This window comes from Duganella sp. GW821-FHT01E12, assembly GCF_059422325.1.
In genome coordinates, this window is record NZ_JBWKWR010000003.1 from 686,735 (window position 1) to 704,060 (window position 17,326).

17 protein-coding genes and 1 pseudogene are annotated in these 17,326 nt (G+C 65.4%); 9 read left to right on the forward strand and 9 right to left on the reverse strand.

Features of this window, described 5'->3' with window-relative positions:
* The first annotated feature begins 68 nt into the window (after positions 1 to 68).
* Positions 69 to 704 carry a LysE family translocator gene (locus tag AC07WS_RS12810; protein WP_494729445.1) on the forward strand — a complete coding sequence of 212 codons (636 nt, stop codon included), beginning with the start codon at positions 69 to 71 and terminating at the stop codon, positions 702 to 704.
* A gap of 150 nt (positions 705 to 854) precedes the next feature.
* On the opposite strand, the gene AC07WS_RS12815 is transcribed toward AC07WS_RS12810, so the two are convergent.
* Positions 855 to 1,082, reverse strand: a complete 228-nt coding sequence (locus AC07WS_RS12815; RefSeq protein WP_494729446.1) for a hypothetical protein — start codon at positions 1,080 to 1,082, stop codon at positions 855 to 857.
* 383 nt (positions 1,083 to 1,465) lie between these two features.
* Here AC07WS_RS12815 and AC07WS_RS12820 point away from each other — a divergent pair.
* Positions 1,466 to 2,521, forward strand: a pseudogene (locus tag AC07WS_RS12820) (methyl-accepting chemotaxis protein); the annotation flags it as partial.
* Here AC07WS_RS12820 and AC07WS_RS12825 read toward each other — a convergent pair.
* Positions 2,518 to 3,168, reverse strand: a complete 651-nt coding sequence (locus AC07WS_RS12825; protein WP_494729447.1) for an HAD family hydrolase — start codon at positions 3,166 to 3,168, stop codon at positions 2,518 to 2,520. The pseudogene AC07WS_RS12820 and the gene AC07WS_RS12825 sit on opposite strands and share 4 nt — an antisense overlap.
* A 135-nt stretch (positions 3,169 to 3,303) precedes the next feature.
* On the opposite strand from AC07WS_RS12825, the gene AC07WS_RS12830 reads away from it, so the two are divergent.
* On the forward strand, positions 3,304 to 6,036 hold the full coding sequence (locus AC07WS_RS12830) for a PAS domain S-box protein (protein ID WP_494729448.1): 2,733 nt from the start codon (positions 3,304 to 3,306) through the stop codon (positions 6,034 to 6,036).
* Here AC07WS_RS12830 and AC07WS_RS12835 read toward each other — a convergent pair.
* Positions 6,033 to 6,674, reverse strand: a complete 642-nt coding sequence (locus tag AC07WS_RS12835) for an FABP family protein (RefSeq protein ID WP_494729449.1) — start codon at positions 6,672 to 6,674, stop codon at positions 6,033 to 6,035. The genes AC07WS_RS12830 and AC07WS_RS12835 overlap by 4 nt on opposite strands.
* Before the next feature lie 28 nt (positions 6,675 to 6,702).
* Positions 6,703 to 7,122, reverse strand: coding sequence for an ATP-binding protein (locus tag AC07WS_RS12840; protein WP_494729450.1), 420 nt, complete (start codon positions 7,120 to 7,122; stop codon positions 6,703 to 6,705).
* Between the two features lie 40 nt (positions 7,123 to 7,162).
* On the opposite strand from AC07WS_RS12840, the gene AC07WS_RS12845 reads away from it, so the two are divergent.
* Both AC07WS_RS12845 and AC07WS_RS12850 read left to right on the forward strand, forming a co-directional pair.
* The gene (locus AC07WS_RS12845) at positions 7,163 to 7,624 is read left to right on the forward strand and encodes a FecR family protein (protein WP_494729451.1); all 462 of its coding nucleotides are present in this window, start codon (positions 7,163 to 7,165) and stop codon (positions 7,622 to 7,624) included.
* 3 nt (positions 7,625 to 7,627) lie between these two features.
* A complete protein-coding gene (locus AC07WS_RS12850; RefSeq protein WP_494729452.1) occupies positions 7,628 to 8,215 on the forward strand; it encodes an OmpA family protein in 588 nt (195 codons plus the stop codon).
* On the opposite strand, the gene AC07WS_RS12855 is transcribed toward AC07WS_RS12850, so the two are convergent.
* The 3 genes from AC07WS_RS12855 to AC07WS_RS12865 are packed head-to-tail and all read right to left on the reverse strand — an operon-like array spanning position 8,216 to position 11,786.
* On the reverse strand, positions 8,216 to 10,306 hold the full coding sequence (locus tag AC07WS_RS12855; protein WP_494729453.1) for a CHASE2 domain-containing protein: 2,091 nt from the start codon (positions 10,304 to 10,306) through the stop codon (positions 8,216 to 8,218). It lies immediately after the preceding gene.
* A 20-nt stretch (positions 10,307 to 10,326) separates the two neighbouring features.
* Complete coding sequence (locus AC07WS_RS12860) at positions 10,327 to 11,295, reverse strand: MBL fold metallo-hydrolase (RefSeq protein WP_494729454.1); 969 nt, start codon at positions 11,293 to 11,295, stop codon at positions 10,327 to 10,329.
* Complete coding sequence (locus AC07WS_RS12865) at positions 11,292 to 11,786, reverse strand: STAS domain-containing protein (protein ID WP_494729455.1); 495 nt, start codon at positions 11,784 to 11,786, stop codon at positions 11,292 to 11,294. The genes AC07WS_RS12860 and AC07WS_RS12865 overlap by 4 nt, the downstream gene beginning before the upstream one ends.
* Between AC07WS_RS12865 and AC07WS_RS12870 the strand changes: the two genes are divergently transcribed.
* The gene (locus AC07WS_RS12870) at positions 11,785 to 13,083 is read left to right on the forward strand and encodes an NCS2 family permease (RefSeq protein ID WP_494729456.1); all 1,299 of its coding nucleotides are present in this window, start codon (positions 11,785 to 11,787) and stop codon (positions 13,081 to 13,083) included. The two genes, AC07WS_RS12865 and AC07WS_RS12870, sit on opposite strands and share 2 nt — an antisense overlap.
* Here the strand turns inward: AC07WS_RS12870 and AC07WS_RS12875 are convergent.
* Complete coding sequence (locus AC07WS_RS12875) at positions 13,073 to 13,357, reverse strand: hypothetical protein (protein WP_494729457.1); 285 nt, start codon at positions 13,355 to 13,357, stop codon at positions 13,073 to 13,075. The two genes, AC07WS_RS12870 and AC07WS_RS12875, sit on opposite strands and share 11 nt — an antisense overlap.
* A 126-nt stretch (positions 13,358 to 13,483) precedes the next feature.
* On the opposite strand from AC07WS_RS12875, the gene AC07WS_RS12880 reads away from it, so the two are divergent.
* The 3 genes from AC07WS_RS12880 to AC07WS_RS12890 all read left to right on the forward strand — a co-directional run bounded on the left by AC07WS_RS12880 (position 13,484) and on the right by AC07WS_RS12890 (position 15,995).
* Complete coding sequence (locus tag AC07WS_RS12880; protein WP_117015064.1) at positions 13,484 to 13,942, forward strand: Lrp/AsnC family transcriptional regulator; 459 nt, start codon at positions 13,484 to 13,486, stop codon at positions 13,940 to 13,942.
* 83 nt (positions 13,943 to 14,025) lie between these two features.
* On the forward strand, positions 14,026 to 14,838 hold the full coding sequence (locus AC07WS_RS12885) for a beta/gamma crystallin-related protein (protein WP_494729458.1): 813 nt from the start codon (positions 14,026 to 14,028) through the stop codon (positions 14,836 to 14,838).
* Between the two features lie 98 nt (positions 14,839 to 14,936).
* A complete protein-coding gene (locus tag AC07WS_RS12890) occupies positions 14,937 to 15,995 on the forward strand; it encodes a GGDEF domain-containing protein (protein ID WP_494729459.1) in 1,059 nt (352 codons plus the stop codon).
* 13 nt (positions 15,996 to 16,008) lie between these two features.
* Here the strand turns inward: AC07WS_RS12890 and AC07WS_RS12895 are convergent, their stop codons facing one another.
* Positions 16,009 to 17,316, reverse strand: a complete 1,308-nt coding sequence (locus tag AC07WS_RS12895; RefSeq protein ID WP_494729460.1) for a YncE family protein — start codon at positions 17,314 to 17,316, stop codon at positions 16,009 to 16,011.
* Positions 17,317 to 17,326 lie beyond the last annotated feature (10 nt).

Genomic DNA, 17,326 nt, shown 5'->3' on the forward strand with positions numbered 1-17,326 from the left:
TTTATAGGGCCAAATCTGTCCTGTTTAATCGCTAGGCTAGCCAAAACACAACAAGCTGGGAGCAAAACATGAGTCAAACCGCCAATCTGTGGCTGTATTTCGTCGTCGTATTCGGGGTGGTCGCCCTGCCCGGCCTGGACATGGCCTTCGTCATGGGCAGTTCGATGCTGGGCGGGCGCCGCTCGGGGATGGCGGCGGTGGGCGGCATCATCGCCGGCGGCTTCTGCCACCTGTGCATGGGCGCGCTGGGCGTGGCGGTGGTGCTGCAATGCTGGCCGCCGCTGTTCCGGATCATGCTGCTGGCCGGCGCGGCCTACATCGCCTGGATGGGCTACAGCCTGGTGCGCAGCGACAGCATCTTCCACCCGACGCCGGGCGCCGAGGCGATGGCGGACGCCGTCATCTTCCGCCGCGCGCTGACCACCAGCCTGCTCAACCCCAAGGCCTATATCTTTATGCTGGCGATCTTTCCCCAGTTCCTCAAGCCGGGCCAGGGACCGCTGTGGGTGCAATCGGGCGTGCTGGGCGGCATCACCGCGCTGACGCAGCTGGGGGTCTACGGCGCGCTGGCCTACGCCGCGAGCGGCGCCAGCGGCTGGTTTGCCGCCCATCCGGCAGCCGCCACAGTCGCCGCCCGCGTCATGGGCGCGCTGCTGATGCTGACGGCCGTGCTGAGCGCCAGCCAGGTCTGGATCACGCCGTAAAAACAAAAAGGGCTGGAACCGCGACGGTTCCAGCCCTTCCAAACGTCCGCCCTACCAGAGGCTGAGTTTTTATTTCAAATGCGATAACACTGCTTACTATTTTACATCGTTTTGCCGCAAATAGGTGAAAAAACGGCCGCCTCGCCATCATCAGGACGGCTTGCTGCGGCGCGTAGCCCGCGTGGTGTTGGCGCGCCGGTGTCCGGTGCCGCCGCGGGGCGCCTTGGCGTCCTTGGTCTCCCCGGCCTCGGCGCGCTGCTTGTTGACGATGCGGGCCGCCACCTCTTCCTCCCGGCCCGGATAGCGCCCTTCCTTCTCGAATTTATGCTCCAACTCCTTGTATTCGCGCTCGCGCTTGGGACTCGCTCCTTTGGGCATGATGACCTCCTTACTCTGTTTGCCCGGACCATGCTACCGAAAGCGCAACACTGTCGTCGCACGGCTGCGAAATATTGCTAAAAGTTATAGATCCGCACGACCGTTCGCTGATACACTTTCTGTTCCCCGGAGCAAATACCGGTTCTCACAAACACAATAAAAGACGAGACATGAAGATTGCCGACATCAAGATAGGTCAGCGCCTGACCATAGCCTTCTCACTAACAACATTGATGCTCGCCGTGGTGGTGGCGGTGGGCACGGCGGGCCTGCGTGCCACCAGCGTCGAGCACGCATCGGGCAATGCGCAGCAAATCGCCTCCTTCTACAGCACGCTGATGATCGCGCTCGGCGTGGCCGGCGGTGCGCTGAGCCTCTTCACCGCGTGGTACATCACGCGCGGCATCGTCAGCCCGATCCGGCACGCGGTGCGGGTGGCGCGCACCGTGGCCGGCGGCGACCTCAGCTCCAACATCGAGATCCGCTCGCGCGACGAGATCGGCCAGCTGTCGGCCGCGCTCAAGGACATGAACGCCAGCCTGATCGGGATCGTCTCCGAAGTGCGCGGCGGCACGGAAGCCATCGGCACCGCCTCGTCGGAAATCGCCGCCGGCAATATGGACCTGTCGGAGCGCACCGAGCGCCAGGCCGGTTCGCTGGAAGAGACCGCGTCGTCGATGGAGGAGCTCACCTCCACCGTCAAGCAGAACGCGGCCAACGCGCTGCAAGCCAACCAGCTGGCGGTGTCCGCTTCTGCCGTCGCCGGCCAGGGCGGCGCGGTGGTGGCGCAGGTGGTCGACACCATGGCCTCAATCAACGCCTCGGCGCGCAAAATCGTCGATATCATCGCCGTCATCGACGGCATCGCCTTCCAGACCAACATCCTGGCGCTCAACGCCGCCGTGGAAGCGGCCCGCGCCGGCGAACAGGGACGCGGATTCGCCGTGGTGGCCAACGAGGTGCGCAACCTGGCGCAACGCTCGGCGTCGGCGGCGCGCGAAATCAAGGGCTTGATCGGCGACTCGGTCGGCCAGGTCGATGCCGGCGCCAGACTGGTCGACCAGGCCGGCGTGACGATGACGGAGATCGTCGCCAGCGTGCGCCGCGTCACCGACATCATGAGCGACATCGCCGCCGCCAGCCAGGAGCAGCTGTCCGGCATTGAGCACATCAACGGCGCCATCGCCGAAATGGACCAGAGCACGCAGCAGAACGCGGCGTTGGTGGAACAGGCCTCGGCGGCTGCGGCCACGCTGCGCGACCAGGCGGCGCATCTGCAAAGCGCGGTCGGCGTGTTCAAGCTGGTGGGGGACGCGGGCGCGCGCAGGAACGCCAGCGTCAAACCGATCAAATCGGCGCGCCATGGCGGCGGCCAGCCTGGCGAACAATTCGCCGCGCTTGCCGCACCGCCGGCGCGGCGCGCGTCGTCGGCCCGTTAAGCCGCGATCAACTGCTCGATCTCGGCCAGCAGCTGCGGCATGCTGTCGACCACGCGCCAGGCGCCAGGGAAGTCATGCCCGCGCGTGAGCTCATTGCGCAGCACGATGCAGCGGATGCCGGCGGCGGTGGCGGCCTGCAGTCCGCGCGGCGAGTCCTCCACCACCAGGCATTCGTCGGCGCGCACGCCCAGCCGCTCAAGGCCCAGCAGGTAGGGGTCGGGCGACGGCTTGCTGCGCGCGTAGGTTTCATGTGTCAGCACGAACTCGAAATGCGGCAGCAGGTCCAGCCGGTCGTGGATGATCTCGAAGTGGTCGCGGTTGGAGCTGGTCACCACGCCCATGCGCAGACGCGGCGACAGGCTGGCCAGCACCGCGCCCACGCCGTCGATGGCGGGGATGGTTTCGGAAGCCAGCGTGGCCGCGTACTGGCGGTTGCGTTCATCGCGCCATGCGTCGATCTCGGTCTCGCTTAGCCGGGGTTCGAGCAGATGCCACGCGCCGCAGTTGTCGGCCAGGTACCAGTCGAAGAAGTGCTGTTCGCTCAGTTCCAGCCCCAGCGGCCGAAACAGCTCCCGGTTCGCCTCGTAAAACAGGCGCTCGGTGTCCACCAGCACGCCATCGTTATCCCACAAAATCGCCCGCAGCATAGTCCCTGTCCCGTGTAAAGCGCCCACCGCCGGTTGGCTGGCAAAGTGTGGCATCGTTGCAGCGGGCATTGTACCTGCTGGCCTTGCAAGACCGGGTATGTAATACTCCGTCCAATATACTTAAAACAGAGCAACATGGCCGTTTTAGCACTGCTGCCGCGCAGCCTCAAATTCCGCATGACAGCCGTCGTGGTCATGCTGGTGCTGGTTGCGACCGTGATCGTCACCTGGGTCGCGCTGGTGCTGGCGGAGCGCGACATGAAGGGTGTGATCGGCAACCAGCAGTTCGCCCTGCTCTCCTCGGCCGCAGCCCAGGTGGACGCCCAGATCACCGCGAAGAAGGCCCTGCTGGCCAGCCTGGCCGACGCCGTGCCGCCCGACGCCGGCCAGGACCCGCAGCGCATGAGCGCCTTCGTGGCCCGCCATCCGGCCGTGCGCAAGGAATTCCTCAACCTGCACATCTTCAACCAGAACGGCGTGCTGATACACACCGAAGGCGAAGGCGCGGCCGTGCTGGCGCTGGACGAGCGTCCGCTCGCGTTCATGCAGAAGGTGCTGGCGCAAGGGCGCGCCGTGGTGTCGCCGCCGTTCAAGAGCATCCTGTCCGGACGGCCCGCGATCATGATCATCCAGCCGGTGCTCAATGCCCAGGGCAAGGCGGTGATGCTGTTGGGCGGCAGCATCGACTTGATCGACTCCGACTTCCTGGCGCAGATCGCGGCGCAAAAGCCGGGCAAGACCGGCTACATGTTCATCATGACCACGCAGGGCATCCTGCTGCACCACCCGAATCCCAAGCGGCTGCTGGAGCACATCAACGCCCGCCCCGGCTACAACCGCGCCACCGAGATGGCGCTGAAGGGATTCGAGGGCTGGACCGAGGCGGCCAACAAGGACGGCAGCGAAGGCATCTACTCGTACAAGCACCTGTCCACCACCAACTGGATCATCGGCGCCCGCTTCCCGGTGGACGAAGCGTTCGCGCCGATGATCGAGATGCGCCGCCATGCCATGCTGGCGGCGGGCGCCTTCGCCGCCCTGGCCGGCCTGATGGCGTGGCTGGCGATCCAGGCCCTGCTCAAGCCACTGGGACGGCTGCGCCGCAACGTCAACGACATCCGCAACGGTGACGTCAGCATCGGCGTGCTGCAGCGACGCCGGGCCGACGAAATCGGCGAATTGAGCGGCGCCTTCCACGAGCTGATGGCTGAACGCGAACAGGCGCAGGAAGCCATACGCGAGAGCGAGTCCCTGATCAGCAACATCCTCGAACAAGCGCCGGACGCCTTCGTCAGCTGCGAGAACAACGGCATCATCACCAAATGGAACGCCGCCGCGGAACGCACCTTTGGCTGGAGCCGCGAAGAGGCCATAGGCCGCGACATCGCCGACCTGATTATTCCGCCCGGCCAGCGCGCCGCGCACATCGCCGGCATGGCGCATTTCGCCGGCGGCGGCATCGGGCCGATGGTCAACTCGCGGGTGCGCATCGCGGCGCTGCACCGCGACGGCCACGAGGTCCCGGTTGAACTGTCGATCAGCGCCTTGCGCCACGGCGGCGCGTACTACGCGACCGCCTTCCTGCACGACATCACCGAGCGCGTGCTGTACGAACAGAAGATCGCCGACAGCGAGAAGCGCCTGCGCATGATCGCCGACAGCATCCCGGCCATCGTCGCCTATATCGACCGGGACAACCGCTACCACTTCACCAACGAATACTTCCGCACCATGCTGGGCCTCGATCCGCAGGCGATGATAGGCCGGACCATGGACGAAGTGCTGGGCAAGGATTTCGCAGGGTCGCTGGCGCCGTATCACGAAGCTGCGCTGCGCGGCGAGCGCGTGCACTACGAGCGCGAAGGCCGCAAGAACGGCGAGCCGCAGCAGGTGATGGGCGACCTGATACCGGACTTCGCCGCCGACGGCAGCGTCGCCGGGGTCTACCTGATGGCGGTCGATATCACCGAGCGCAAAAGCGCGGAGCTGCGCCAGGCCGCCAGCGAAAAGCGTTTGAAGCTGTTGACCGACAACCTGCCGGTGCTGATCTCCTATCTGGACCACAAGCGCCGCTTCCAGTTCGTCAACGCCACCTTCTTCCAGTGGTTCGGCGTGGCGCCGGACAAACTGATAGGCCGGCACCTGGTCGATGGCATCGGCCGCGATCACTACGAGCTGGCCGAGATCCATCTGGAGCAAGCCTATCGCGGCGAGAACGCCACTTATGAACTGAAGGCGCAAATCGACGGCAGCCTGCACACGCTGGAGACCACCTTCGTGCCGGAGATCGGCGCCGACGGCACCGTGGTCGGCATCTATTCGCTGACGCACGACACCACGCGCATGAAGGAAATCGAGGAACGCCTGACGCAGCTGGCCCGCGTGGACACGCTCACCGGCATCGCCAACCGCCTGATGTTCGAAGAGATACTGCAGCTGGCGCTGGTGCGGGCCAAGCGCAATCGCAGGTCGCTCGCATTGGCCTATCTGGACGTCGACCACTTCAAGAACATCAACGACACGCTGGGCCATGGAGCGGGCGACGTCGTGCTGAAGGAGTTCGCCTCGCGGCTGGTGGGCAATGTGCGCGCGTCGGACACGGTGGCGCGGCTGGCGGGCGACGAGTTCGTGATCGTGCTAGAACAGGTGAACGGCCACGGCGAAGCCGAACGGCTCGCGGCCAAGATCATCGAAGCGGTGCGCAGGCCCTTCCACATCGCCGGCAGGACGATGCGCATCACCACCAGCATCGGCATCGCGCTGCAGCGGCACGAGGCTGAAACGCCGGCCGAACTGGTGGCCCGCGCCGACGGTGCGCTGTACGCGGCCAAACGCAATGGCCGCGACGGTTACGCGCTGGCCGATTAGGCTGGAATGCCGCTCGCCATCGGATTGGCCACCGGCTCGGCGACCTTGAACAGCAGATTGCGGTCGACGTGGTGGAACGGTTCATCCTGGCCGCGTATCATCATCACTGTGTCTTCCTCGTAGCCCCAGCTGCCATCGTCGTTGATGGTGACCTTGATGCGGTACTCGACGGTCTTGAAGCCGTACTCCAGGAAGGGATTGGAACGGATGCCGTAGGTATCGGATTCCAGCCGCGCCACCAGTTCGAACTCCTTCGCATCCGGCGCCACCACCGCGGACGCCATGGCGATCTGCCCGCGCGGAATGCCCAGCGTCTGGATCACGGTGCTGGTGGCCGGCTCCCAAAGCCAGTAGCCTACCTGCTCGTGATAGGTCTTGGCCTGACCAGGCTTGTTGATGATGATCAGGTAGCGCAGGCCGTAGAACAGCTGCGGGCCATTGGTGACGGGATCGATCGGATGCAGCTCGATGCGCTCGACATAGGCCTGCTTGCGTGGACCGTCCGCCTTCGGCTTGATATCGAGGCCACGCTCGCCCTTCCAGATGCCTGCCATCGGCGCCAGCGGGCCAAGGTTGTTCAGGGTGTTGACGTCGATAGTGGATGGCTCGGTGTAGATATCGCTGGAAAACTCGCTCATGCATAATCCTGTTGGTTGATGATAGCCTCTATTGTAAGGTGATCTCGATCCGATTGCGCCCCCCGGAATATTGATAGGCCACCGCGCTTCCCAGCTGCCGTATCAGCAGCAGCCCGACGCCGCCCACGGCCTGCGCCTCGATGGGCAGTCCCGGATCGGACGGCGGCGGGCCTTGCGTGATCGGATTGAAGGCCGGCGCTTCGTCTTCGTACACCAGCCGCGCGCCGACGACGCCCACCCACACCGAATGGGCGCTGTCCCCGCCATGGCCGTGCAGGATGCTGTTGCGCAGCAGCTCCTCCAGAATCAGTTCGGCGCGCGCGACCACGCCCGGCCCCAGGCCAGCCTGTTGCAACGCCATCGCAGCAAACGACATCGCGCCGGAGACCGCATCCAGCCGCGCCGGAAACCGCAACAGGTGCGCAATACCGGTTTCTTTTCTGTCCATTCGAGCATATTATCGGAATGCTCATCTCAGGAGAAGAAACATGCGAAACTTAAAAGTCGCCGTTGCCGCCGTAGCCACTGCGGCGGCCATGCTGGCCATGGCCGGCTCCTGCGCCGCCGAGCAGCCGGCCGGCATGATCAAGACCGCCAAGGGCGCCGCCGCCATAGAGCGCGCCGGCAAACAGACCCCGGCCGCCCCCGGCGCCGCGCTGATGGCCAGCGACCGCGTGGTCACGGGCGCCGACGGCAGCGTGGGCATCACGCTGCGCGACGAAACACTGCTGGCAGTGGGGCCGAACAGCAATGTGTGGCTTGAAAAATACGCTTTCGATCCGACCTCGCACGACGGCGTGCTGAATGCCACGGTCAAGCGCGGGACGCTCGGCGTCATCTCCGGCAAGCTGTCCAAGCAGTCGCCCGGCGCGGTGCAGTTCCGGACACCGACCTCCATCCTGGGCGTGCGCGGCACCGAATTCGTCATCGACGTCAAAGACGGGGAGTAAGCCATGGGCATGCTGATCTGGATCGCCTGCCTGTTGGCCGCCGTCTCGCAGCAACGCACACCGACCGAACAAATCACCCTGCTGCCCAGCCAGGACGGCAAGGCCAGCGCGGTCGTCATCACCACCGCAGGTGTCGATACGGTGCTAGACAAACCCTACCAGACCGCCGCCATCGATAGCAAGGGCGCCACCGTCAGCGCGGGCGACGGCGCCGATATCGGCAACCGCTACGCCAGCACGCTGACCGCCATGCCGCAGCGGGCCGCCGTGTTCACGCTGTACTTCGTCACCGATACCGATACGCTGGTGCCGGAATCGGCAGCGCGGCTGGTGGACATCAAGGCGCAGCTGGCGTCGCGCCCCGCGCCCGAGATCATCGTCATCGGCCATACCGACACCGTCGCCAAGCAGGCCTACAACGACGAGCTGTCGCTGCGGCGCGCCGCCACCGTCAAACGCATGCTGGTGGACGTGGGGATCGATGCCGAGCGCATCGCCGTGCAGGGACGCGGCGAGCGTGAACTGCTGGTCCCCACCGCCGATGGCGTCGACGAGCCGCGCAACCGCCGCGTGGAAATCCGCGTGCGCTGATCAGTCCACGCCGTCCCAGCGCAGCACCAGCAAAGTCAGGTCGTCGGAGGGTTCGGCCTGGCCCACGTGCAGGCGCACGTCATCGCGCACTGCCTGCACCACCACCGCCGGCATGGTCGCGGACAGCCCGCCCAGCAAGCGGTCCAGCCGCGCGTTGCCGTATAAATTCCCCGCTTCGTCCATCGCTTCGGTGATGCCGTCGGTGGTCAGGCACAGACACTCGCCGGCTTGCAGCTGGTAGTGCTGCACCGGATATTCGAAGTCCTCCATCACGCACAACGGCGGGCCGTCCGCCGGCTGCAGGTGATCGACACGGCGGTCCACGGTCAGGCGGCGCGGCGCGTCATGGCCGGCGTTGCACAGGAAGACCTGGCCGTTGGATGCGTCCAGTATGCCGGCCACGCAGGTCACGAACAGCATCTCGGGATTCTCGCGGGTCAACTCGCGGTTGGCGCCGTTCATGATGGCCGCCATCTCCCACGGGCCGCGCAGCGCGATGCTCTTGGACAGCGCCTTCGCCACCACCATGAACAGGCTCGCGGGCAAACCCTTGCCCGACACATCGCCGACCATGAAGAACACGCGGTCGCGGTCCAGCTTGAAAAAGTCGTACAGATCGCCGCCCACTTCACGCGCCGGCTCCAGCAAGGCGTCCAGCGAAAAGCGCCGCTCGCCGGGGAATGCCTGCGCGGCTTGCGGCAGCGTCGCCATCTGGATGCGGCGCGCCGCGCCCAGTTCACCGGCCACCTTGGCAGCGGAGACGCGGGCCACCTGCAAGGCGCGCTCACTTTGCTTGCGGCCGCGCACGGCCGCCGTCAGCATGCTGGCCAACAGGCTCAATCCCACCACGCCGATTGCGCACACCACGCCCGCCGCGTCGAACAGCAAGCCGGCGCGCGCGAACAACAGCGCGCCGCCGCCGAACAAGCCCAGCGCCAGCACGCCGCACAAGGGCGCCGACACCAGCAGGCGCAGTCTGGGCAGCCACCACACCAGCAGCAGGCTGCATACGCCAAACATTGCCACCTCCGCCCAGCGCATCCAGGCGGGCCGGCGCAGGAAAGCGCCGTCGAAGAAGCTTTCGATCATTTGCGCGTGCGTGTCCACGCCGGGCATGAAATCGCCACGGGCGTTGGTCTTGTAGTCCGTCAGGCCCAACCCCGTCATGGCGACGATGACGATCTTGTTTTGCAGCGCGCCCGGAGCGAGCCGGTTGCGCATCACGTCCAGCGCCGAAACGTAGCGATCCATCGCCGGCGCGGAAAAATTCACCCACACCACGCCGTCCGGCGTGGCCGGCACATGCAAGTCGCCGACGGACACGCTGTGGATGCCGTCCTCGCCCGCCTCGATCTCCAGCGCCGAACTGCCTGTGGCAACGCGCAGCAGTTCCATCGAAAACGCCGGCACCAGCGTATCGCCGATCGCGCCGACCAAGGGTGCGCGGCGCACGAGGCCACGCTCCAGATCCACCGACAACAGACCCTGCCCCTTGGCGGCCGCTTGCAGCAAGGGCAAACTGGACATCGCCTGCGGGAAGCGCATCACCCGCAGCGATGATGCCGGCCGGTTGACATGCACCGGCCACACGCGCAGGGCGTCGCTGGTGCCGGCTTCGGGATGCGCGAATCCCGCCGCGCCCAGCACGACAGGCGCGCGCCGCATGGCGGCCGCCAGCACATCGTCATACGCGGGCAGCACCGCCAGGCTATCGCGCAGAGGGCCTGGCGGCAAGCGCCCAGCGAGCGCCTCGGGCGAGGTGGTGTCCGGCTCCGGCATCAGGATATCGAGCCCGATGGCCAGCGGCTGCTGGGCGTTGATGTGCTCTATCAGCTCGGTCAGGCGCGTGCGCGGCCAAGGCCACTGGCCGAACTCCTTCAGCGCAGCTTCGTCGATGGCGATAATTTGAACCGGCCCGGATGCGCGCTGGCGCGGCAGGTGGACCTGATAGGCGTTGAACAAGGCAAGCCGCAGCTGCGGCAGAAGACCGTCGCCGCCCGCCGCCAGCGCCACGGCCAGCAGGCACGCCAGCACCAGCGCCAGCGGCCGGCCCTGGCCGGCGCGGATGCCGCCCAGGGCTTTGGTTCTCATGCGGAGCAGCATGGCCGGGCTTACAGTTCGATTTCCATGCCGTCGTAGGCGGAGACGATTTCCAGCGGCGCCTCACCGGTGATCTCGGCATAGCGCCGAGTCTCGGCCAGCACGCGGGCGATCTGCGCGTCGTCGTAAATCGGTTCGTGATGGAACAGGCAAAGCTGGTGGACGCCGGCCAGCTGGCACAACTCGACCCCCACCACGTTGCTGGAGTGGCCCCAATCGGCCTTCACCGAAATCGAATCGGCCAGCGAATACATGGCGTCGAAAATCACCAGGTCGGCGTCCCGGAAGAACTCGACGAAGGCCAGGCGCTCGGCGGCGTTATCCAGCTTGTGTTCGGAATCGGTGCTGTAGACCATGGCCTTGCCGCCCTGCTCCAGCCGGTAGCCGTAGGAGTCGCCCGCATGCAGCTGCAGCTTGGCGGTCACTGTCAGGTCGTGCAGCCGCAGCGGAACGCCAGGCTCCATCTGCACGAACTCGATGGTCGCGCCCAGCTGATGGAAGCCGACCGGGAAGCTGATCGGCTCCTGCTGGCGGCGGAAGGCCGTCTCCAGCTCCTGGTGGCAGCCGTAGATGACGATGCGGTTGCCCGGTATGTAGGCCGGTGTGAAGAACGGGAAGCCCATGATGTGGTCCCAATGGAGATGGGACATGAACACGTGATAAGTCTGCGGCTGGCCCGGCCCGTAGCGCGCCAGCTTGGCGCCGGCCAGCGCGCGCACGCCCGAGCCCAGGTCGAGGATGATGTGCTCGTGGGTGGCGTCCGGGTCCCACACCTCCACCTCCACACAGCTGGAGTTGCCGCCGTAGGTGCCGCGCACATCGAAACCCAGGTCGTTGTCGATATACGAGGCCACCTTCGCCGGCGTATCGAGGTTGCGGCCGATGGCGCCTTCGAGCGCCGTCACCAGCTTGGCGCGGATCTGCTTGTGGTTCAGCGCCACGGGCAGCGAACCGCGCGCGCCCCAGATGCGCGCTTTCATGAGCCGCCGCCGACTACCGCCAGCGCGGCGACGCGGTCGGGGAATATCTCGAACAGCATGTCGAACCGACTGATGGTGAACACCTCGAGCACCAGCGGCTGCAGGGAGGCCAGCACCATGCGTCCGCCCTGCCCCTTGACCTGCTTGACCGCCACCATCAGCGCGCGCAGGCCGATGCTGCTGATGTAACTGACACCGCTTAAATCAAGCACCAGCACCGCGCCATCCTTGGTACAGTCGCTCAGGTGCGGGTCCAGTGCGAGTTTAAAGGCATCGGCATGGGTATGATCGATGCGGCCGGCGGGGCTGAGCACCAAGGTGCTGCCGGCTTGCTGCGGCTGAAGTTCCATAATGACGCCCTGTACGGATGGAGATAGCATTTTGTTCTGAGTTTTTTCATTTTTACATCTTTCAGTGCAATAAGCAATTCCGAGGAGAATCGCCTGTACGTGATATTCTTCGGCCTCGACGCAATCAGGGAGAACGCACATGTCGCCGCTCGACAAATTTTTCAGGCTCACCGAGCATGGCAGCAACGTCAGGACCGAGGTGGTCGCGGGCATCACCACCTTCCTGACCATGGCCTACATCATCTTCGTCAACCCGGCCATCCTGGGCGACGCCGGCGTGCCCAAGGACGCGGTGTTCGTCGCCACCTGTCTGGCCGCGGCGCTGGGCACCGTCATCATGGGCCTGTACGCCAACTACCCGATCGGCATGGCGCCGGGCATGGGCCTGAACGCCTATTTCGCCTACGCCGTGGTGCTGGGCATGGGCGTGCCCTGGCAATCGGCGCTGGGCGCGGTGTTCATCTCCGGCTGCCTGTTCATCCTGGTGAGCGTGTTCAAGGTGCGCGAGTTGATCGTCAACGGCATACCGCACTCGCTGCGGGTGGCCATCACCGTGGGCCTGGGCCTGTTCCTGGCGCTGATTGCGATGAAGAGCGCCGGCCTGGTGGTCGCCAGCCCCGAGACGCTGGTGCGCGTGGGCGATATGCACAAGCCGCAAACCATCATGGCTGTTTTCGGCTTTCTGCTGATCGTCACGCTGGACCGCCTGCGGGTGCCGGGCGCGCTGTTGATCGGCATCGTGGTGGTGACGGTGATGAGCTTTTTCTTCGGCGGGAACACCTTCCACGGCTTCATGTCGCTGCCGCCGTCGCTGGCGCCGACGCTGTTCAAGTTCGACCTGAAAGGCGCGGCCTCGCTGGGATTGTTCAACGTGGTGCTGGTGTTCTTCCTGGTTGAACTGTTCGACGCCACCGGCACGCTGATGGGCGTGGCGAGCCGCGGCGGCTTGCTGGTCGACGGCAAGATGAAACGCCTGAACAAGGCGCTGCTGGCCGACAGCTGCGCCATCGTGGCCGGCTCCATGCTGGGCACCTCCAGCACCACAGCCTATCTGGAAAGCGCGGCCGGCGTGCAGGCGGGCGGGCGCACCGGCCTGACGGCGCTGGTGGTGGCCGCGCTGTTCCTGGCGGCGCTGTTCTTCGCGCCGATCGCCGGCGTGGTGCCGGCCTACGCCACCGCGCCGGCGCTGCTGTTCGTCGCCTGCCTGATGCTGCGCGACCTGGTCGACGTGGACTGGAGCGACACCACCGAAAGCGTGCCGGCCGCGATCACCGCGCTGGTGATCCCGTTCACCTACTCCATCGCCCACGGCATCGCCTTCGGCTTCATCACCTACGCCGGTCTGAAACTGCTGACCGGCCAGGCACGCCAGGTCAAGCCCGTGGTCTGGGCGATCGCCGCGCTGTTCCTGTTCAAGTACGCCTACATCAGCGGCTAGCCGCCATCCGCGCCGGGGATGCCACCAGTGCCGGCATCTCCCGCACCGCCAGGATGCCAACCACATTGTTGAGCCGCATGCGGCACAGCGTCAGCGGGTCTTCTTCCTGCGCCGCCAGCCGTATCTGCACGTCCACACCCTGCGGGTGCGTGGTCGTGCGCAGGCTGCGCAACTCCAATCCCAGGCGGCGCACAATCGCCAGCACGGCCTCCAGCGTGGCGATGGCGTCGTCCGGCTCGATGCAAAATCGGTAGCTTTTTTGTGTGGTATTCATGCAACCAGAATATCCGGGAAGCCGCAAAATAGGCTTCCTTGTTTTGCTTCATTATCAGCCGATTGAAGAAGATCATCCTGCTTGATATAAAATTCAAGGAATAATCATCTTTCACGGAAAAACAACATGGAAATTGACGAGCTCGACCGCAGCATCTTGCGCGAACTGCGCCGCGACGGCCGCCTGAGCAACACCAAGCTGGCGGAAAAAGTCGGCCTGTCCACCACGCCGTGCTGGAACCGCGTGCGGGCGCTGGAGGAAGGCGGCATGATCGAAGGCTACACGGCGCTGCTGAGCCAAAAGGCGCTGGGCTACCCGGACACGGTGATCATCGAGGTCACGCTGGACCGCCACGACGACGACATCTTCGAAAAATTCGGCCAGGCCCTGGCCGACCTGCCGGAAGTGATGGAAGCCTATCTGCTGACCGGCGAGTACGACTACCTGATCAAGGTGGCGGTGGCCGGCACGGCGGGCTACGAGGAATTCCTGCGGCGCAAACTGTACAAGCTGCCCGGCCTGCGCCACAGCCGTTCCACCTTCGTGCTGCGCTGCCTGAAGCGGGCGCACTCGGTCGAGCCCTGATCCGCTTATGTTGTCAACCGCACAGATAGCGCGCCGCAACCGGCGCATTGTGCAGGTGCTCGAATAACTATAAGAGGACCAATATGAACAAGCCTATCCAGATCGCAATCGCGCTCGCCACCCTGACGCTGGCCTCGCAAGCCATGGCGCAAATCACGTTTTACGAACATGACGGCTGGCGCGGGCGCACCTTCACCGCCAACCGCCCCGTCAACGACTTCTCGCGCACAGGCTTCAACGACCGCGCCTCCTCGGCGGTGGTCGACCGCGGCCAGTGGGAAGTGTGCGACGACGCCAACTTTGGCGGCCACTGCATGGTGCTGCGGCGCGGCAGCTACGAATCGCTCAGCGGCATGGGCATGAACGACCGCATCTCATCGGTGCGCCCGGTGGGCCGCCGTGCCCGCTACGACAACGAAGCCCCGGCGCCGCTGCCGCAGCCGACTTATGAGTACCGCCGCCGGCCCAGCGAACGCGTGGTCGACGTGCCGATCAGCTCGGTGCGCGCCGTGGTCGGCACGCCGGAGCAGCGCTGCTGGGTCGAACGCCAGCAGGTGAGCGAACCGGCCCGCAGCGGCAACAACGTCGGCGGCGTCATCGCCGGCGCGCTGATCGGCGGCATCCTGGGCCACCAGGTGGGCGGCGGCACCGGGCGTGACGTGGCCACGGCAGGCGGCGCGATCGCCGGCGCGGCCATCGGCAACAACATGGCCAACAACAGCAACTCGCAGAGCTATGCGCGCGACGTGCGCCGCTGCGAAAACGTCAGCAATCCGCAGCCGGAATACTGGGACGTGACGTACAACTATCGCGGCATGCAGCATCGCGTGCAAATGAATGTGGCGCCAGGCTCGACCATCGCCGTCAACGCCCGCACCGGCGAGCCGCGCATGTAAATCTTAAAAATATGCCCACACTTCAGAAATTTGCTGGGATGTGGGCAAACGAACACGTATACTTAGGGCCCTCCCGATGGGCCGGCCCTTGAAACCGCATGCGTACACTCCTTCCCTACTCCTATTACGGCGGCGATACCGACGAACAGCAGCTGTTCTATTCCGAGTTGCGCCCGGTCGCCATCATCTCGCAGAGCGTAGGGTTGCTGAGCTGGATCACGGCCGCCATGATACTGGCCCTCTCCGGCGGCCAGACGCTGCAGGCCAGCCTGCTGTTCGGCGTGCCCGGCATGTTGCTCAGCCTGGGCATCTCGCTGCGCGCCCGATCCGTCAAGGCGCTGGTCTACTCCGGCATCATCGGCACCACCGCCACCGCGTTCGCGTTTCGCCTGCTGGTGGCGTACTGCCCCGACCCGACATTCTGGGTGCTGCCGGTCGGCACCGTGCTGACGCTGTCGGCCGCGCCCATCTTCGGCGGCATGCTGAACTACATCGGCGCCGCCGTTGCCGTGTGGCTGATACTCACCGTGGGCAATTTCCCAGGACAACCGGGACAGCTTGCCTTCAATCTGTCCTTGCTGGTCATGGGCAGCAGCTTCGCCATGGCGATCTACCTGCACGCCTACTTCCTCAACCTGCGGGTGCGCAGCCACCGCGCGCGGCGCGAACTGGCGGAGATGGCCTACAAAGACCTCGTCACCGGCCTGAACAACCGCCGCAAGTTCACACTGGAAGTGCGTCACGCGCAGATGCGGCCGTCGCACCTGCCGTTGTTCTTCCTGATGATAGACATCGACGACTTCAAGAAGATCAACGACACGCTGGGCCACGACGCCGGCGATGAAGTGCTGATCCACACGGCGGAGGTGATCGCCAGTCTGGGAACGGGCCACCTGTGCGGCCGCCTGGGCGGCGAGGAATTCGGCGTGCTGTTCCACGGCGTAGCCGCAGACGCGCTGGACTTTGCCGTCGCGCTGCTGGACGGCGTGCGGGCAGCGGCGCATCCGCCGCGCACGGTCAGCATCGGCATCGCCGAATTCGACAGGGACAGCGACCTGTCGGTCAGCTACAAGCGTGCCGACGAGGCGCTGTATCACGCCAAGCGGCACGGCAAGAACCGCTACGTGCTGGCAGGCGCCGTACAAGCGGCCGCCTGATCGTCCACGCCGCTTAACGCAGGTTGCCGGTGTGGCCCAGCGAGTACCTGCCTGGTTGTGGCCACACGGTCAGGCCATGCGGTTCCTGGCCGACCTTGACCTGGCGCACATCGCCGTTGGCGGTGTCGAACCGATACACAACGTCATCGAAACGGCCGGACAGCCAGAGATATTTGCCGTCGGCGCTGACATTGCCCATGTCGGGACTGCCGCCACCAGGGACGGCCCAGTTGGCGACCACTTTGTCGGTGGCGAAATCGACGACGCTCACGCTGCCCTTGCCCTTGCGCTTGCCGTGGATACGGTGGGTGCCGCGGTTGGCCACATACAGGCGCTTGCCATCCCGGCTGGGGTAGATGCCATGCGCGCCCACGCCCGTCGGAATGAAGCCGACTTCCTTGAACGAGGCCGCATCGACCACATGCAGGCCATCGGCCTCCATGTCGGCGATGTAGAACTTGCTGCCGTCGGGCGAGATGCGTATGTCTTGCGGCATGCCCTTGGTGCTGGTGCAGATTTCAGCCGCCAGCGGCCCCGCGGACGCCGCCTCGGAATACCGCGACGACGGCATCTTGAGCTTCAGGTAGCCGGCCACCTTGCGCGCTTCCAGGTCGATCCTGGCGATGGTGCCGTCGAATTCGCAGGTGAACATGGCGTAACGGCCGTCGTTGGAGAAATCGGCGTGGTTGATGCCGCCGCAAGACGGCGCTTCGATCGAATACTGCAGCGCCATGGTCTTGGGATCGCGGAAGTCGAGGCGATGCACGGCCTCGGCGACCACGATGGCGGATTTGCCGTCCGGTGTGAAGTACATATTGTATGGATCTTCCACCGGCACCGACGCTCCCGGCTTGCCGCTGAGCGGGTCGATCGGCGTCAGGCTGCCCAGTTTGGTGCGCTCGGCGTTGTTCGCCACCCAGAGCGTCCGCAGGTCGTAAGCGGGTACGACGTGCTGCGGGCCGATGCCCACCTTGAACTTGTCGACCACCTTGAGCGTCTCCGGATCGATGACATACACATCGTTCGACCGCAGGTTGGGCACATAGACCCGCGCCAGGTGATCCTTGACGGTCGCGCTCATGCGGCCAGGCCCGGTGTCGCCGTAGACGTTTCTGGGATCGCTCAACGGCGGCATGCCGACCAAGAGGGAATTGGCGCCCGCCGCGACCGGAGCACTGGCCGCAGCCGCCCCCTTGGCGCCGGCCTGCTGGCCGCACAGGCCGACAACCGCCAACGTGAGTATGCCCAGGCCGGCGAAAGCCAGGCGCTGGGTGCGGGCCCCGGCGCGTGCCGGCTCGATAACATGCTTGCTAGTTTTCATATAGTGCAGT

Excerpts from the sequence above, each read along its gene's own strand:
- AC07WS_RS12810 (WP_494729445.1), top strand. The coding sequence starts at position 69 with ATGAGTCAAACCGCCAATCTGTGGCTGTATTTCGTCGTCGTATTCGGG.
- AC07WS_RS12815 (WP_494729446.1), bottom strand. The coding sequence starts at position 1,082 with ATGCCCAAAGGAGCGAGTCCCAAGCGCGAGCGCGAATACAAGGAGTTG.
- AC07WS_RS12825 (WP_494729447.1), bottom strand. The coding sequence starts at position 3,168 with ATGCTGCGGGCGATTTTGTGGGATAACGATGGCGTGCTGGTGGACACC.
- AC07WS_RS12830 (WP_494729448.1), top strand. The coding sequence starts at position 3,304 with ATGGCCGTTTTAGCACTGCTGCCGCGCAGCCTCAAATTCCGCATGACA.
- AC07WS_RS12835 (WP_494729449.1), bottom strand. The coding sequence starts at position 6,674 with ATGAGCGAGTTTTCCAGCGATATCTACACCGAGCCATCCACTATCGAC.
- AC07WS_RS12840 (WP_494729450.1), bottom strand. The coding sequence starts at position 7,122 with ATGGACAGAAAAGAAACCGGTATTGCGCACCTGTTGCGGTTTCCGGCG.
- AC07WS_RS12845 (WP_494729451.1), top strand. The coding sequence starts at position 7,163 with ATGCGAAACTTAAAAGTCGCCGTTGCCGCCGTAGCCACTGCGGCGGCC.
- AC07WS_RS12850 (WP_494729452.1), top strand. The coding sequence starts at position 7,628 with ATGGGCATGCTGATCTGGATCGCCTGCCTGTTGGCCGCCGTCTCGCAG.
- AC07WS_RS12855 (WP_494729453.1), bottom strand. The coding sequence starts at position 10,306 with ATGAGAACCAAAGCCCTGGGCGGCATCCGCGCCGGCCAGGGCCGGCCG.
- AC07WS_RS12860 (WP_494729454.1), bottom strand. The coding sequence starts at position 11,295 with ATGAAAGCGCGCATCTGGGGCGCGCGCGGTTCGCTGCCCGTGGCGCTG.
- AC07WS_RS12870 (WP_494729456.1), top strand. The coding sequence starts at position 11,785 with ATGTCGCCGCTCGACAAATTTTTCAGGCTCACCGAGCATGGCAGCAAC.
- AC07WS_RS12865 (WP_494729455.1), bottom strand. The coding sequence starts at position 11,786 with ATGTGCGTTCTCCCTGATTGCGTCGAGGCCGAAGAATATCACGTACAG.
- AC07WS_RS12875 (WP_494729457.1), bottom strand. The coding sequence starts at position 13,357 with ATGAATACCACACAAAAAAGCTACCGATTTTGCATCGAGCCGGACGAC.
- AC07WS_RS12880 (WP_117015064.1), top strand. The coding sequence starts at position 13,484 with ATGGAAATTGACGAGCTCGACCGCAGCATCTTGCGCGAACTGCGCCGC.
- AC07WS_RS12885 (WP_494729458.1), top strand. The coding sequence starts at position 14,026 with ATGAACAAGCCTATCCAGATCGCAATCGCGCTCGCCACCCTGACGCTG.
- AC07WS_RS12890 (WP_494729459.1), top strand. The coding sequence starts at position 14,937 with ATGCGTACACTCCTTCCCTACTCCTATTACGGCGGCGATACCGACGAA.
- AC07WS_RS12895 (WP_494729460.1), bottom strand. The coding sequence starts at position 17,316 with ATGAAAACTAGCAAGCATGTTATCGAGCCGGCACGCGCCGGGGCCCGC.